The sequence below is a fragment of the Mycolicibacter sp. MU0102 genome (genome assembly GCF_963378105.1).
Classification (GTDB): domain Bacteria; phylum Actinomycetota; class Actinomycetes; order Mycobacteriales; family Mycobacteriaceae; genus Mycobacterium; species Mycobacterium holstebronense.
Genome location: NZ_OY726398.1, coordinates 4,450,983 through 4,468,490 on the forward strand (window position 1 = coordinate 4,450,983; position 17,508 = coordinate 4,468,490).

A 17,508-nucleotide genomic window follows, 5' to 3' on the forward strand; every position below is an offset into this window, starting at 1 on the left:
CGGATCAAGTTCTTGGTGTGCTAAGTACCGGACGCCCGGCGGGGACGAGACACGAGCGGATCATCATCCGGTCGCTCCCGCAGTGCCGGCGCCGCCCGCGCCGCCCGTGCCGCCGGTACGGCTGCCGGTGCCCGACGGGTTACCACCGGCAGCGCCGGGGTTGCCCGGGTTGGCGACGTTGCCGCCACCGCTGGTGCCACCCTGGCCACCGGTGCCGCCGGTGCCGCCCTGGCCGCCGGGGAAGTTGTTGCCGCCCGAGTTGGCGGCGGTACCGCCCGCACCGCCGGTGCCACCCTTGCCGCCGGCACCACCGCTGCCGTTGGTGCCGTTGGTGCCGGAAGTACCCGCCGTGCCGTTGCCGTTGTTCTGGGCGCCGGCCGCTCCACCTTGGCCACCGGTACCGCCGTTGCCACCGGCGCCGCCGGCACCACCGTCACCGCCCTGGCCGCCGGCAAAGGTACCGCTGGTACCAGCCGCACCGGTACCGCCCTTGCCACCCGCGCCGCCGGCCGAGCCGGTAGCACCGTTGCCGCCGTTACCGCCGGAGCCGGAGTTACCCGAGTTGGAGCCGCTGGCGCCGCCGGCACCACCCGCACCGCCGTTGCCGCCGTTCTTGCCGGCGCCGCCGTCGCCGCCGGCGTTGCCTTGCAGACCGGAGTTGGCTGCCGGGGTTCCGGAGGCGTTGGCACCCGTTGTGCCGGTCGTGGTTCCGGCGCCACCGGCACCGCCATTGCCGCCCTTACCGCCGTTGCCGTCGAGCAAGGCGCTACCGCCGGCGCCACCGGCACCACCGGACTGGCCGTTGTTCGAGGCGTTGCCGGCGGCGCCGGTTGCGCCGTTACCGCCGTTACCGCCGTTGCCCGCCGCACCGGCCGCGCCGGCCGTGCCGCTACCGGCCTGAACGGTGTGGCCACCGTTCCAGCCGCCGGTGCCGCCGGCACCAGCAGTACCTGCGTTGCTGTTGCTGTTACCGCCGTTGCCACCGGCGCCCGCGACGGTGCCCGCGCCCACGGTGAGCGTGGCGCCGTTACCGCCGTTACCGCCGCTGCCGGCGTTGCCCGCATTGCCGCCCTTGGCGCCGGCACCGCCGACGCCGTTGGCACCCGTGGAACCGCTGGTCGCGGTGCCGCCGATACCGCCGTTACCGCCGCTACCGCCCTTGCCGCCGTTACCGCCGTTGCCGTTGGCGTCGCCACCATTGCCGCCCGCTGCGCCGGTGCCGGCGGTGGCGTTGGCACCAGTGGTGCCGTTGGCGGCGTTACCGCCGCTGCCGCCGATACCACCGGCGCCACCGCTACCGGCCGCACCGCCGTTGCCAGAGGTCAGGCCGCCCTTGCCGCCGTTTCCACCGTTACCGCCGTTGCCACCGGCGCCACCGTTGGAGCCCTCACCGGTCACCTGGGTGCTGCCGTTGGCGCCGGCGGCGCCCGTGCCGCCGTTACCACCGGCGCCACCGGTACCGACCGCACCGGCACCACCGCCGTCACCGCCGTTACCACCGGACTGCCCCGCACCGCTGCCGAGCACTACGCCCGCGCCACCGGCACCGCCGTTACCACCGTTGCCGGTGGCGACGTTGCCGGCCGCACCGAATGCACCACCGGCCGCGATCTGGCCGTTGGCGCCTACGCCGCCCGCACCGCCGGCCGCGCCGACACCGGCGAAGCCACCGCGTCCACCGTTACCACCGTCACCGGCGACGATGTTGGCGCCGCCGCCGGCACCGGCACCGCCGTTGCCGCCGCGACCGGCCTGGCCACCAGCACCGCCGTCGCCGCCCTTGCCGCCGACGCCCGCCGCGCCCTGCGCTCCATTGGTGGCAGTACCGCCGAGTGCACCCGCGCCACCCTGGCCGCCGATACCACCGTTACCGCTGGTTCCCGCGTCGCCGCCGTTGCCACCGTTGAGGCCGCTGCCCGCGGCAGCGTTTGTGCCGTCAGTGCCGTTAGCCACGCCACCGACGCCGCCGTTACCACCGAAGCCACCGCGTCCGCCTGCGCCACCGTTACCGAACTGGCTACCGCCAGCGCCGCCGACGCCACCGTTGCCACCGACGCCGCCGGCGGTTCCGTTGGTGCCGTTGCCGCTGCCGTCGATGATGCCGTTAGCGCCCGTCGCGCCGGCTCCACCGTTACCACCGGCGCCACCGTTGCCGATGATTCCGGCCGCGCCACCGATGCCGCCGTTACCGCCCTTCTGCGATGAACCGTCACCGAGGATCTGGCCGGCACCACCGTTGCCTGCATTACCGCCGTTGCCGCCCGAGCCCACCGCACCGTTGGTGCCGTTGGCCGCCTGACCGCCCACGCCGAAGCCGCCCGCGCCGCCGGCACCGGCTGTACCGAGCCGGTCGCCGCCTGCGCCACCGTTACCGCCGTTGCCGGCCACCGCGTTGAGTCCGCCGCCGCCGCCGACGCCACCGGCGCCACCGTTGCCCGCGTTACCGGCGTTACCGCCGTTGCCGCCGGCACCCGCGGTGCCGGCCACAGCGTTGCCGCCCAGACCACCGTCCGCGCCGCTGGCGGCGTTGCCCGCCGCGCCACCGTTACCGCCGTTGCCGCCACCGGTGCCGGCCGCGCCGTTGCCGCCGTTACCGCCGTTACCGCCGTTACCGCCGTTACCGCCCGCGCCACCGTTGCCGGAAAGCGAACCGCCGGCGCCACCGTTGCCGCCCTTACCGGCCGCGGCAGCGTTGCCACCATTGGTGCCGTTGCCGTCGCCGCCGGTGATTCCAGCGGCTCCGCTGGCTCCGTCACCACCGTTACCGCCCGCGCCACCGTCACCGACGTTGCCGCCGGCGCCGCCGTTGCCGGCCTTGCCGCCGGCCTGTCCCGAGCCAAGTGCGCCGTTGCCGCCGTTGCCGCCCGCGCCACCGTTACCGCCGTGCGCGGCCGCGGCACCGTCGATGCCGTCGGCGCGCTGGGTGCCGTCGGCGTTGAACCCGCCGGTGCCGCCGTTTCCGGCCAGCCCGATGTTTCCGCCGGCGCCACCGTTGCCGCCGGTACCGGCGATCGCGTTGACGCCGCCGCCGGCACCGTTGCCGCCGCGGCCACCGTCGGCCCCGGTGCCGGCGTTACCGCCGCTACCACCGACGCTGCCCAGCCCGTCGGCACCGGCCGTGCCGTTGGTCGCCGATCCACCGGCGCCACCGTTGCCGCCGTCGCCACCGTTACCGCCGGAGCCGCCGTTACCGCCAGCACTGCCGTTGCTGCCAACGCCGCCCGTGCCGGCCACCGCGTCGAGGCCCGCCTTGCCTACAGCACCGTTGCCGCCGTTACCGCCGGTACCTGCCACACCGGCGCCACCGCCCGCGCCGCCGTTACCGGAGATCGAGCCGCCCTTGCCGCCCGCGCCACCATCGCCGGCGTTACCGCCGGAGAGGCCGTTTCCACCGTTGACCACGCCACCGGTGCTGCCATTCGCGCCGTTGCCACCGATGCTGCCGGAGCCACCGGCGCCACCGGCGCCACCGTTGCCGATTGTTCCGGCGTCACCACCGGCACCGCCCGCGCCGCCCTCCTGCGGGATGCCGCCGGCCAGCGTCGAACCGTTGCCACCGCGGCCACCGGCACCACCGTTGCCGCCAGTACCGACGCCGCCGTTGCCGCCGTTGCCGGCCTGCTGACCGTCGCCGCTCACGCCGCCCTTGCCACCGAGGCCGAACTGGCCACGGTCGCCGCCGTCGCCGCCGTTGCCGCCCTTGCCGGCGACGGCGTTCAGGCCGCCACCGGCGCCGTTGGCACCGTTACCGCCATTGCCGGAGTTGCCTGCCGCACCACCCTGGCCACCGACCCCGCCCGCGCCGGCCGCACCGTTGTTGCCGAGTGTGGCCGTGCCACCGAGACCGCCGACGCCACCGTCACCACCGAGGCCACCGTTGCCGCCGCTGCCGCCGTTGCCGCCGTTTGCACCGGAGAGGCCACTGCCGAACGCGGCGTTGACTGCGTTGGCACCGTCTGCGCCGTAGCCACCGCGGCCACCGGCACCACCGTTGCCAGCAGCGCCTCCGGCGCCGGCGTCGCCCGACTCGCTACCGCCGGCGCCACCGTTACCGCCGTTGCCGCCGAGGCCACCGACACCGCCGTTGGTGCCGTCGCCGCCGTTGCCGAGGCCGTCAACGATTCCGTCGGTACCGGCCTTGCCGGTGGAACCGACGCCACCGTTGCCGCCTGCGCCGCCGACGCCGACCAGTCCGGCCGCGCCACCGTGGCCACCATCGCCACCGGCCTGCGGTGACCCGTCGCCGTGGACAAGTCCGACACCACCGTTACCACCGGCGCCGCCGTTACCACCGATCGCCGCAGCACCAGCGGCGCCATCGGCGGCTTGTGCGGTATGGCTGGCGTTCCAGCCACCCTCGCCAGCGGTCGCCCCGGCTTCGCCACGGACACCACCCTTGCCGCCGTCGCCGCCGTTGCCGGCCTTGACACCGGCGCCACCACCGGCGCCGCTACCACCCTGGCCGCCGTTGCCGGCATTGCCCGCATCACCCGCGTTACCGCCGACGCCGCCGCTGCCCTCAGCTCCGGCCTGACCGTTGGCGGCAGTGCCACCGGCACCGCCGTTGCCGCCCTGGCCACCGTTACCACCGACGCCACCGTTACCGGCGTCGCCCCCGGCGGTCCCGTCGCCGCCACTGCCCGCGACGGCATTGGTTCCGGCCGTGCCATTGGCGCCGTTGCCACCGTGTCCGCCGTTACCGGCGGCCCCACCGTTGCCGCCGGCGCCACCGTTACCGGACACCGAGCCGCCGATACCGCCCGCGCCACCGACACCGCCGGTTCCACCGTCGGCACCATTGGTGCCGTTGCCGCTTCCGTCCGTGATGCCGTTGACCGTCGCACCGGCACCACCGTGGCCGCCAGCACCACCATTGCCGACCAGGCCACCGCCGCCGCCGACACCGCCGGCGCCGCCGCCCTGGCCGGTGTTGGTCGCGCTGATCAGGCCCGTTCCGGCGCCACCCTGGCCGCCGGCGCCGCCGTCGCTGCCGTGGCCAGCAACCCCAGCTCCGCCCTGGGCTCCGGCGTGGGTGCCGGCACCACCGACGCCCGCGGCGCCCGCGGCGCCACCTTCGCCACCTACGCCGCCCGCGCCACCTGCGCCCGCCTCAGCGGCGCCGCCGCCGCCCAGGCCAGCACCACCGGCTCCGGCGATACCGGCGTCACCGCCGTCACCGGCGTCACCGCCGACGCCACCGGTTCCGTTGTTGGCCACACCGCCCTGGCCGCCGGTACCGCCCTGGCCGCCCGCACCGGCGTTGCCGCCGTTACCGCCCGCGGCGTCAGCCACCGTCGCGTCTGCACCGGCGCCACCGGCGCCACCGGCGCCACCGTTACCGGCGTTCCCGCCTGCACCACCGTTGCCCGAGGTGGTACCACCGGCGCCGCCGACGCCACCGTTACCACCGGCGCCGCCGACGAAGCCCGCCAAGCCCGTGAGTCCGGCCACGGTGGCGCCCAGGCCACCGATACCGCCGGCACCACCGTTGCCGACTGCCGCGGCGTTACCGCCCGTGCCACCGACGCCACCGGCCTGACCGGTCAGACCGTCGCTGGCCAAGCCGACGCCGGCACCACCGGCACCACCGTTGGCGCCGTCACTGCTCAGGCCGGCCTGGCCCGCAACGCCGCTGGGACCTGTGGTGAGGCTGCCGATGCCGCCGGCACCGGCCTTGCCGCCCGCGCCGCCGTCGGCGCCGTTGCCGCCCTTGCCGCCGTTTCCAGCTGCGTCCTGGCCGTTGCCACCGAGGCCTGCGCCACCGGCCGCGGCCTGGCCCGCCGCGCCACCGTTGCCGGCGTCGCCGCCCGCCCCGCCAGCGCCCTCGGCGGCCGTACCACCGGCACCACCGGCACCGCCGGCGCCACCGGCGCCTGCATTGCCACCGTTACCGCCGTCGGCGCCGGCCACTGTGGCGTCGTTGGCCGCGCCACCGTTACCACCGACGCCGCCCTCGCCACCAGCGCCACCCAGACCACCGTCACCGGCGCCCGATCCGCCGGCACCACCGACGCCGCCCTGACCGCCGGCGCCGGCGTTACCGCCAGCGGTCCCATTGCCGCTGCCGTCAGTCGTTCCGTTCGTTCCATCGGCGCCCCGGCCACCGGCGCCGCCCGCGCCACCGTCACCGTCGACGGCCGCGTTACCGCCCTGGCCGCCCGCGCCACCGGCCTGACCGGTCACGCCGTCGCTGGCCAGACCGACACCATCGCCACCAGCGCCACCAGCGCCACCGTTGCTGCCAGCACCGTCATAGCCCGAAGCGCCAGTGGCACCGCCGTCAGTTCCCGCGCCTGCCGAGCCGGCAGCACCACCAAGGCCACCAGCACCACCCTGGCCGCCAGCACCGGCTTCGTCGGTTCCGCTGCCGCCAAGGCCCTTACCACCGGCTGCGGCTTCGCCTGCGGCGCCACCGTTGCCTGCGGCACCGCCCGCTCCGCCCAGGCCTCCGCTGCCACTGGCACCGCCGGCACCACCATCGCCGCCGATACCGCCCGCACCAGCGTCACCACCGTTGTGTCCCGCACCACCGGCCACTGTCGCGTCGGCCGCCGCGCCACCGTTACCACCGGTTCCACCGGTTCCACCGGCACCGCCGACGCCACCGGTACCCGAGTTCGATCCGCTGGTACCGCCGGTACCACCGGCGCCACCAGCGCCACCGGTTTCGCCGGTCGTGCCGTCACCGTTGAGGTCGGTTTCACCGTTGCCGCCGGTCGCGCCCTGGCCACCGGCACCGCCGGCGCCACCATCGCCGTCGACGTCGGCGCTGCCACCGTTACCGCCGACGCCACCGGCCTGGACCGTGCCGTCACCGAGGATCTGGCCGGCACCACCGACGCCACCGACACCACCGTTACCGGTGGAACCTGCGCCACCGGCGACACCGGAGGCGGCGTGAGCCGAGCCACCGCTGGAGCCACCCGCACCGCCGTCGCCACCCTTACCGGCGACGGAACTCGAGTTACCGCCATTGCCGCCGGTTCCGGCTGCTGCCGCGGATCCGCCGCCGGCACCGGCACCACCGGTACCACCGACGCCCGCCGCGCCACCAACACCACCGTCGCCACCGATGCCACCGACACCGTGGACACCGGCCAGGCCGTGCTCCGCCGTGCCGCCAACACCACCCGCGCCGCCTACACCACCGACGCCACCGTTACCGGCGATTCCGGTCGCGTCGCCACCGGCCTCACCGTCGTTGCCGCTACCGGCAACCGCGTCCGCACCGTCGACGCCGTTGGCCGCGGCGCCACCGACACCACCGACACCACCACGGCCACCGGCGCCACCGGCGCCACCGTTACCGGCCAGCGAGCCGGCGGCGCCACCAGCACCACCGAGGCCACCGTTACCACCGGCGAGACCTGTTGTGCCGTTGCCGTCTTCGTCGGTCTGTCCCGCGACGCCGGTGGCACCGTTGCCGCCGATACCGCCGGCGCCGCCGTTGCCCAGGTTGCCGGCGTTACCACCAGCACCACCATTACCGCCAGCAGCTCCAGCAACGAGAGCGTCGGCACCGTCACCACCGGCACCACCATTACCGCCCGCAGTCGCCGCCGTACCCACAGCACCGGCCACCACACCGGCACCACCAGCACCGCCAACACCGGCGTCGCCACCACGACCACCAGCACCACCATTGAGATGGGTGGCGTCGCCATCAGCACCGGCACCACCGTTACCGCCAATTCCCGCGGCGCCACCGTTACCACCGTTGCCACCAACACCGGCGGCACCCGACGATCCGATCAGACCACCGGAGCCGCCAGCACCGGCCGCACCACCAGCACCACCGACGCCACCGTTGCCACCATTGCCCGCGTTGCCACCCGCGTCACCAGCAACAATCGCGTCATCACCGTCGCCACCATCACCACCGGCACCACCAGCGGCACCCTGACCACCGGCACCACCCTTACCGCCGGAACCGATCAGCCACGAACCCTTACCACCGGCACCACCGTTACCACCGGCGCCACCATTGGAACCGATACCACCATCGAGGCCCGCAAGACCCGAAGCACCCGCAGCACCCACCGCGCCATCGCCACCGAGGCCACCATTACCACCAACGCCATAGAACACACCAATGCCAGCACCACCGGCACCACCATTGCCACCGGCACCACCATCGATGCCATCGCCGGCAACACCACCAACGCCACCGACACCCATCCACCAGCCACCAGCACCACCGGCACCACCATCGCCACCATCAATACCGGCACCACCAGCGCCACCATCACCAAAACCGCCCGCCGAACCACCGACACCACCAATGCCATCGGCCGACGTACCAGCAGCACCACCATCACCGAACCACAAACCACCAGAACCACCAGCAGCCTGCGCCAGCGTCCCACCATCAATACCGTCAGCACCGTTACCGATCAGGATCTGACCGAAACCAAACAGGTTGATAAACGAATTAACCTGCTCACCAAACGGACTCAGAATCCACGCCTGCCCCAAGTCATGCAACGGCGTGTAGAACAACGAACCGAACCAGTCATCAGCGGCCGCCGAACCCGGCAGATCCGCCACCGACGCATCAAACGACAGACCCAAATTCGACAGCAGCGGCTCCCACGCCCCCTGGTCGAACAACGTGTCCCACGACGACGCCTGACTCAAATCACCCAACGCACCAGCCAGATCCGCACCGAACAGGTCAACCACCCAGTCCAGCTCATCAGCATGCGCCACAGGAGCCGCCGACAACGGCGACATCCCAAAGGTCAAAAACGCCCCAACCGCACTGCTGGCCCCCAACAGTCGCCGGCTACGCCGACCCTGCTGGCCGTTGCCCGAAGTGTTACGCCCTACTGCCATTTGGGATGTCCTATCTGTGTGGCCCACAGTTGTGCTAGCTCTGTCTGTCATGAAGTTTGGATTTGGCGGCTTAGCTGCTCAGCAGGCTCAGCCGTAGAAGCCCAACGCCGCCGCGATCTGGTTCGGAATGTCGTTGAGCCACTCCGACGCCACGCCGAAGAAGTTGCCGTTGATGCCCAGCACGCCCAGGTCGGACAGCCCCAGCCCGTCGATCAGGCCGTTGATATCGAGGCTGCCCAGGCCGAGGTCGGTGAGCAGCGAGTTGATCGTGCCGTCGAGGCCGAGGTTGGCAACGATGGTGTCCAGGTCGTAGTTGTCCAGGCCGATCCAGCCGAGGAGGGTGCCCAGCGTGGGGTCGCCCAGCACGCTGGTCATCAGGTCGGTGATGAACTGGTCCAAGTGCACCTCGTCCAGGCCCAGACCACCCAGGATGCTCTCGATGGAGACACCGCCCAACAGGCTGTTGATGAACTCATCGAGAGACTGGTTGTCCAGGCCCAGGCCGGAGAGAATGCCGGCGATCGAGATGCTGCTCAGCCCGAGGCGGTCGATGAACATGTCGATGTCGATGTTGTTCAGGCCCAGGTTGTTGAAAATCGACTGGATGTAGATGTCGTTCAGGCCGAGGCTGTCGATCAGGCCGGACAGGCTCAGGCTGCCCATGCCCCAGTCCTCGAACAGGGTGAGCAACGTGGTGTCGGTCAGCCCCAGCCCCGCAACGACACTCGTGAAGAGTTCGGTCAACGTCGGGTCGAAGCCCCAATCGGTGAGGAACTGCCCCAGAGTGACATTGCCGGTCAGGTCGCCCAGACCGTTGAACAGGTCCTCCAGCGTGAAGTCACCGATGCCCATCGCATCGACCCCTTGGATCACGGTGACGTCGTAGAGGTGCAGGTTCTGGAGAGTTACGCCAACGGTGTTGGTGCCCATCACCGCGCCGAGAGTGGGGTTGCCGGCCTTCTCGAGGAGGCTGGCCTGGTCGGGGGCGAGAATCCCCAACGGGGTGTCACCCAGGTTGGCGTAAGCCGGATCTGGGCTGGGAAGCGTGTACAGCAAGGCCTGAACCGGGATGTCGTTTACCGGAGTGTCGGGAGGGTAGCCCATGGTGTTCTCGCCGATCGGCATCTCCTGGAAGATGTCCCCGAGCGTCGTGTTGCCGTAATCGCCGATGAAGTCGCTCAAGGTGGCGCCGGGCGGGAACATGGAAAGCAGCATGTCCGTCAACGGAGTGTTGGCGCTGATGTCCGGTCCGAGGAAACCGTCGTTGAGCAGGTCAATCAGCGTCTGGTCGCCGTACTCGCCCAACATTCCCGCGAGCGCGCCGACGGTGACGGTGCCGAGGCCCATCTGCTCGAAGAAGTCGGTCAGCGGGGGGTCGCCGAACGAATCGGTCAGCAATCCGCCGATAGTCCAGGTCGGGTCGATCAAGCTGGCCAGGGACTCGTTGCCCTGAGCGCCGAGCAGGTCCTTGATCAGGCCACCGACGGTGGCGTCGTCCCCGCCGACGAAGCTCAGCACGAGTTCGGACAGGCTGGGGTTGCCGATGTCGGTCTGGTTGAGCAGGGCGATCAGCAGGCTGGCGACCGAGTCGCCGGGCTCGATGCCACCGAGGCTCTCCAGCAGCTCAGCGATGGTGGGGTTGCCGATGCCCGCCTCGTTGAAGAGGCCGATCAGCAACTCGGAGAGCGACTGAGTGCCGATGCCCATGTCGTTGAGCAGGTCCACCGGCGTCATGTGTCCGAGGCCGAGCCCGTCGAGCAGGTCGATGATCAGCGTTTCCAGCGGAACATCGCCGATACCGGCCTGCGACAGCAGGTCGGTGATGGTGGTGTCGCCCATGCCGGACAGCTCGACCACGTCACCGATGTTGAAGTTGGCGTCGATCGGCTGCCCGGGGGTCAAGACACCGTTGAACAACGGGAAGTAGGCGCCCCCGAAGTCGACACCGCTGCTGCCGTTGAGGAAAGCGTCCAACAGCGTCGCCGGCGCGCCGATCAGAGCCGAGAACGACTTCATCGGGTCGGTGAAGATGTTGTTGACGATCTCGTCCATGATCTGCTGGAACGCGTTGCCCATGGTCACCCAAGGGCCAATGGCGGCCAGCAGCGAGTTCAGCCACAGCGGCATCTGCAGGTCGATGTCGACGGGGAAGGGGAAGGCCTGGACGCCGATGGTGGGCATCGAGTTGGTGAAGATGTTGATGACATCCGGGATGCCGTTGATCGCCTCTTGCGGGTTCGCGAAGATGTGCTGCAGCAGACCCCACATGTCCACGGAGTTCTGGTTCAGCGCCTGCAGGTTCGCGATGGTGTTCTCGAACAGGTCGGTGTAGGGCGAGAAGAAGCCCGACGTGAGCGCAACACCGCGCTGCTCGACCGTGGCGAGCTGGTGCTGAAGCTGCGGCAGGTTCGAGGCCACGGGGGGAACCGCGACCAGGCCCACCCCGACGACAGCCAGGCCGGTGGTGACGTATGGACGAAGTGTTTGCTGCATGACGCCCTCCCGGACGAAAGTTCCGAAGTTGCTTTGCCGTTCAGGTCGCTTAGCCACTGAGCACCGCCGTGATCTGGTCCCCTAGGCCGTCAAGCCAGTAGGACATGGAGCCCCAGAACTCGCCGATCTGCGCGTTGATCACGGTCATATCCCCGAGCCCCAGGGACGCCAGGAGCTCGTCGACGGTCTGGAGGCCGAAGTCGCCGAGCAGCGCACTGACCGTCGAGGTCCCGAACAGCGAGTCGATCAACTCGTTGAGGGTCTGGTCGCCCAGGCCCAGGGCGAGCATCTGGTCGGCGATGGTGCTGATGCCGAAGAACTGGTCGAACAGGTCGCTGAGCGACTGACCGCCGAGGCCGAAGTCGTTGAGCATGTCGTTGACGGTCTGCGGGCCCAGCGCCTGACGGATGATGTCGTCGAGGTGCATGCTGCCCAGCCCACCGTCGTCCAGAGCATTGGCGACGGTCTGGTCACCGAAGGTCTGGTTGAGCAGTTCACTCATGGTCTGGTTGCCCAGACCCGACTCAGCGAGCATGTCGATGATCGTCTGGTCAGCGGGCACCAGTTGGTCGATCAGGGCCGACAGGGTGGTGTCGCCCATGACGCCGAGCAGCGAAGAGAGCGGCGCGTCGGGCATGCCGGCCAGCACCAGGTCGGTCAGGGTCTGATCGGCCATGCCCGAGTCGGTGAGCATCTGACCCAGGGTCATCGAGAAGTTCGTCGAGATCATCTCGTTGAGGGTCATCTCGCCCATCGGGCCGAGCATCGAGATGAGGGGGTCGTTCAACTGGTCGCCCAAGAAGGAGGCGATGGTCGTACCCGCCAGGGAAGCCGACAGCAGAGCGTCACCGCCCTTGTCCAGCGGGGTCATGCCGGTAGCGGCGAGCATGTCGTTGACCGTGAGGTTGCCGGTGATGTAGGACAGGTTGCCGAGGATGGTGCCCACCGACAGATTGGTGATACCCAAAAGGTCGGTGACGTCCCCGACCGTCACCGCGCCGAAGCCCGCGAAACCCATGACCTCGGCGACTGTGGTGTCGCCGTAGGAACCGAGTACCACCGAAACCAACTGGCCGATGTCAGCGTCGGCAAGGCCGGCCGAACTGAGCAGGTCCATGATCGTCTGATTGCCCAGGCCCAGCCCGCCGAGCAGCGAGGTGATGAACTCATGGGTGGTCTGGGTGCCGAGGCCCGTGGCGTCGAGCATGTCCGCCGCGCTCTGACCGCCGAGGCCCAGCGCGTCCACCGCTGTTTGCAGCAGGCCGTTGAGTGTCAGGTCGCCGGCGCCGATGTCAGCGATGAGCTCGTTGACGGTCGGGTCGCCGATGCCCATCGCGTTGAGCACGTCCATGCCCAGGTCGGCCAGCTTGAGGTCGGCCAGACCGACGTCGCCGGCGATGTCGACGATCGTCGGGTTGTCGAAGCCCAGTGCGTTGGTGAAGTCGATGGCGATATCGGCGACCTGAACGTCGCCGATACCCAGCATGTCCATGAGTTCGGCGATGGTGGGGTTGCCGATGCCCACCGCGTCGAAGATCGTGCTCAGCACGCTGGAAACCTCAAGGCTGCCCAGGCCGAGGGCGTTGATGACGTCGACGGGGGTGTCGTCACCCAGTCCGACGCTGTCCAGCAGGCCGGTCAACATGCCGGCGACCTCAAGCGTGCCGATGCCGGTCTGGTCGAGCAGGCTGGCGATGGTCTGGTCGCCGATGTTGAGGTTGTTGGCCAGCTCCTCAGCGGTCTGGTCGATGATGAGGTTCTGACCGGGGACCAGGATGCCCTGGAACGCAAGAACGCTGCTGCCGGCGATGTCGACAGTGCTGGTGCCGTTCAGCCACGCGTCGACCAGACGCGGGAACGCGGTGAAGATGGCCGCGAACGGGTCCAGCGGATCATTGGGGTTGAAGATCTGGTTGAGAATGTCCTGCATCGCGTCATTGACCGTGACCAGCGGGCCGATGATGCCCATCCCGATGGTCAGGATCGGCGAGAGCAGGACCATCAGCGGGTCGGAGCCGCTGATCGACGGCATGATCGACGTCAGGAAGTCGAAGACCTCCGGCAGCCGCGACAGCGAGCTCGGGTCGCTGAAGATCTGCTCCAGCAGGTTTCCCCAGCCGTTGTCGGAGCCCATCGCCGCCAGGTTGGTAGCGGTGTTGCTGAACAGGTCCTGCCACGGTCCGAAGAAATCAGCTGTGAGCTTCACAGGATGGTGCTGGACCAACTCATGGGCCTGGCGAGGCTCAACTTGGGGCCGCAGCACCGCCGCGGGAACTGCCCCGTTGACCGCGATCAACGCGGCACCCGCGATCGCGACACCGGGGGTGACGTACGGGCGAAGCGCGAGCTGCATCATGCTCTCCTACGGACACTGACTACGGACGTTGCTTAAACTTACATGAGTTTTCCGTTTTGTCGAACGGGAATTTTTGTAAGGAAAAACTTCATGAAAACCCCGGCGCATGACACGTAGTGCGATGCATTTCCGGCCCAGCGGACCGTGGTGGACCTGATATCGCAGCAGGCCCAGGAGTCGACCGAGGAGCTTCTCAGGTTTTGTTAACGGCGATTCGCGGCCGAGCCGCTCGTTAAGGCAGGAAGCGGCATGACCGCTACCAACCTGATGACCCCGCTTGCCAGCAGGTTGCCCGATTCGACGACAAAGTCGCCGCCAGCTACTGGCCGGAAAGTGACGTCGATCACAGAAGTCAACGGCGCTTCGCTGCGCGGGCCGGCCTCGCTTCCTCAGCGGGGTTTCGCGCGCCGCGGCCGAGTGGCATGCGGCGGCGGGCTCAGCGGGGCTGACTTCAGCCCTGGCCCGGCGAGCCTTCCCGCCGGTGCTGCGCCAATCCGGCCGCGACGGCCCGCCCCAGTCCAGCCAACAGCGCACCCTTGATTCCCGGGCCCGTTTTTGCCGGCCGCGGCTCCGCCCACTCCGCCAACACTGTCAGCTCGCCGGCGACGTACTGGTCACGGCACGCACCGCGCTGAATCTTGCCGCTGGTAGTAGTAGGTATCCGCATCGGTTTGAGCAGCACGACGGCCTGAGCGTCGATGCCATGGTTGGTGCGGATAGCCGCCCGGATCGAATCGATCAGGTCTTTCGGATCGACCCCGACCGCCTCGTGGTGGTGCACCTCCTGCACCACCACCATGTATTCGGGGGCGTAACGCTCGGTCGGCAACTGGAACACGGCGCCACGGCTGGGCATCAGCGCCGGGTGGCAGGCCTGCACGGTCAGCTCGATGTCATTCGGATAATGGCTGAATCCGTTGATCGTCATCAGGTCCTTGCACCGGCCGGTGACGTACAGTTCGCCTTCCCGGAAGAACCCCAGATCGCCACTGCGCAGGTAAGGACCCTCGCCGGTGTCGGCGAGGTGCGCTTGGAAAGCATGCTCCGTTTCCTCCGGCCGCCCCCAGTAGCCCACTCCGACGCAAGGGCCGGCAACCCAGATCTCGCCCACTTCCTCAGCGGTGCGGGGTAGCCGCGTCTCGGTATCGACGATTCGGACATCCAAGAGCTCCGACTTCTTGCCGCAGCCCACCAGCGGTAGAGCGGTTTCTGAGTGGGCGGCATCGGCTGCCACCTCGACGATCCGGTCCTCGCTCAGCGCGGTCCGGTCGAAGTGCCGGACCACCGGCAGTGGCGACTCGGACATGCCCGTCACGCCCAGGGTCGCCTCGGCCAGCCCATAGGCCGGAAGGAACGCCTCGGGACGGAACCCGGCCGGTGCGAACGCCTCTGTGAAGGACTGCAGCGTCTCAGCACTGATCGGCCCGGCTCCGACCACGGCGATCGACAGGCTCGACAGGTCCAGGGCCGCCCGCTGCTCCGCGGTGCTGCGTTTGACGCAGGCCTCGTAAGCGAAGTTGGGGGCGGCGGTGATGGTCGCCTGGTAGCGCGAGATCGCCTGCATCCAGCGGAGCGGACGCATCAAGAAGGCGCTCGGCGACATCAGCACGGTGGTGCGGCCGCCGTAGATGGTGCCGAGGATGCCCCCGACAAAGCCCATGTCGTGGTACTGCGGCAGCCAGGACACCCCGCTGATCGGGCTGTTCATCACTGGCGCGTCATCCGGCGGATTCAGCGCCCACCGCATTACCTCCAGATTGCTGAGGTAGTTGCGGTGCGTCAGCACGCAACCCTTCGGCACCCCGGTGGAGCCCGAGGTGTACTGGATCATGGCGAGGCTGTCGGCACGGACGCTCTGCGGCTCCCAGGCCGCCCCGTCGTCGGGGGCCTCATCCATGGCCAGCCAGGTCAGCTTCGGCCCGGCACTGAGGCCGTCCACCGCAGACTTCATCTTGGCCTGGGTCTTCGCCGTTGCCAGCGCGAAGCGCGCATCCGATTCGGGCACGACGGTCTCGATCCGGCGGATAGGCCAGTGCTCGTCGACCGGTATCGCGATAGCGCCGGCGTAGAAACAGCCGAACAGCCCGGCGATGCTGTCCACACCGGGGCGGCAGAGCACCAGCACACGCTCACCCGCGGCGCCGTGAAGCTGCAAGCTCGCCGCGATCGAGCGGGCACGACGGTCCAGGTCGCGGTAGGTGACCCGGTCCTCTTCGATATCGCCTTCTGGGCAGAAGATGAAAGCGGGCGTGTCCTGGAAACGCGCAGCCTGCTGCTGCATCAGGTCGACAAGGGTGTCCAACTCCAAGGGAGCCAAGGAACTCGTCAGTTCTGCCATCTTCTGCGTCTGCCTTCGGAAGTGCTGGGGTGTGACGCCCACAGCGTAGCGGCGACTGCAAGCGCGTTGGAGCCGGACGAAGCAGCTCGCCGGCGGATCAGACCATATAGAGAGTTGCCCGCCTTGGCGCGACAACGGCTGTCAACTCACGTGCCGCCGCAACAGATCCACCTGACATAACGAGCGTTGTCGCTCAAAGCCGGGCAATCGTTCAGATCCTGTACCCGCCGTGCAGTTGGGACGAATGGGTTTCAGCCACCGACGGCGGCAACCCGGCGTCACCTCAGCCCAGCGACGCCAGCGCCCGAACCAGCTGGTCGACTTCGGCCATCGTCGAGTAGTGGCCCAGCCCGACGGTGACCGCTCCCCCGATGTCATTGACGCCGATCGCGTCGAGCACCCGGGACCCGGCATTGGCGATCGCCAGCACACCGTTGTCGGCCAACCGCTGCACCACTCGTTCGGCCGGCACCTTCTGTACTGCGAAGCTGACCACCGGGATGCGCGCCTCGGGCTGGCCGATCAGCATCACCAGCGGCAGCGACCGCAAGGAACTCAGCAGGTACTCGAACAGCCGGTTCAGATACGCCGCGGCAGACTGCATCGATACCGCCAGCCGCTCGCGGCGGCTACCCCGGGCCGACTCGTCCAGCGACGCCAGATACTCGACACTGGCCACCAGCCCCGCCAGCAGACCGAACTGGTGCAGGCCGACTTCCAATCGGGCCGGGCCCACGGCGTGCGGGTCCAGCGACACCGACCCAAACGTGTCGATCAGCGCCGGGTCGCGAAAGACCAGCGCGCCCACCGGCGGCCCGCCCCAGGAGGCCGCGTTGACGGCCACCACGTCCGCCTCGACCTCGTTGATGTCGAGTAGTTGGTACGGCGCCGTGGCCGAGTGGTCGACGACGGCCACGCCGCCCACATCGTGGACCAGCTTGGTGACCGGCCGAAGATCGGTGACGGTGCCCAGTACCCCCGAGCCCGAGGTGAGTGCCACCAACCGGGTAGACGGGGTGATCAGGTTCTCCCACTGCCAGCTGGGCAGCTCCCCGGTCTCGATGTCGACCTCGGCCCACTTGAGCTTGGCGCCATAAAGGTTGGCAGCCCGCACCCAGGGGGCGATGTTGGCCTCGTCGTCGAGACGGGTGACCACCGTCTCGTAGCCCAGGCTCACCCGCGACGACGCGGCATCGGCCAAAGCGCTCAACAACACGGCGCGATCGGGACCCAGCACCACCGCGGCAGACTCCGAGCCCACCAGATCGGCCACCGCCTGGCGGGCCGCGACCAACACCGCGGCACTGCGGCGGGCCGCCGGGTGCGGGCCGACCGCCTTCGCCAACGATCCCCGGAACGCGGTCGACACGGTGGTGGCCACCGAGTCCGGAATCAACATGCCCGACGACGAATCGAAATGAACCCATCCGTCACCGAGCGTCGGGTGCAATCCGCGCACGCGAGCGACGTCATAGGCCATGCCAGC

5 protein-coding genes are annotated in these 17,508 nt (G+C 69.5%); all 5 read right to left on the reverse strand.

All coding sequences use genetic code 11. From position 1 onward, the window contains the following. Window positions 1–63: 63 nt before the first annotated feature. Window positions 64–8,835: a PE family protein gene (locus RCP37_RS20950; protein ID WP_308484843.1), complete on the reverse strand. Its 8,772-nt coding sequence runs from the start codon at window positions 8,833–8,835 to the stop codon at window positions 64–66. Between the two features lie 87 nt (window positions 8,836–8,922). After that, on the reverse strand, window positions 8,923–11,328 hold the full coding sequence (locus RCP37_RS20955; protein ID WP_308484844.1) for a hypothetical protein: 2,406 nt from the start codon (window positions 11,326–11,328) through the stop codon (window positions 8,923–8,925). A gap of 49 nt (window positions 11,329–11,377) precedes the next feature. Further along, entirely contained in the window at window positions 11,378–13,681 is a 2,304-nt protein-coding gene (locus tag RCP37_RS20960) for an autotransporter outer membrane beta-barrel domain-containing protein (protein ID WP_308484845.1), read from the reverse strand. Between the two features lie 454 nt (window positions 13,682–14,135). Beyond that, on the reverse strand, window positions 14,136–16,022 hold the full coding sequence (locus RCP37_RS20965; RefSeq protein ID WP_308484846.1) for a fatty acyl-AMP ligase: 1,887 nt from the start codon (window positions 16,020–16,022) through the stop codon (window positions 14,136–14,138). A 283-nt stretch (window positions 16,023–16,305) separates the two neighbouring features. Next, on the reverse strand, window positions 16,306–17,502 hold the full coding sequence (locus tag RCP37_RS20970; protein WP_308484847.1) for a cysteine desulfurase-like protein: 1,197 nt from the start codon (window positions 17,500–17,502) through the stop codon (window positions 16,306–16,308). Window positions 17,503–17,508 lie beyond the last annotated feature (6 nt).

Excerpts from the sequence above, each read along its gene's own strand:
- RCP37_RS20950 (WP_308484843.1), bottom strand. The coding sequence starts at position 8,835 with ATGGCAGTAGGGCGTAACACTTCGGGCAACGGCCAGCAGGGTCGGCGT.
- RCP37_RS20955 (WP_308484844.1), bottom strand. The coding sequence starts at position 11,328 with ATGCAGCAAACACTTCGTCCATACGTCACCACCGGCCTGGCTGTCGTC.
- RCP37_RS20960 (WP_308484845.1), bottom strand. The coding sequence starts at position 13,681 with ATGCAGCTCGCGCTTCGCCCGTACGTCACCCCCGGTGTCGCGATCGCG.
- RCP37_RS20965 (WP_308484846.1), bottom strand. The coding sequence starts at position 16,022 with ATGGCAGAACTGACGAGTTCCTTGGCTCCCTTGGAGTTGGACACCCTT.
- RCP37_RS20970 (WP_308484847.1), bottom strand. The coding sequence starts at position 17,502 with ATGGCCTATGACGTCGCTCGCGTGCGCGGATTGCACCCGACGCTCGGT.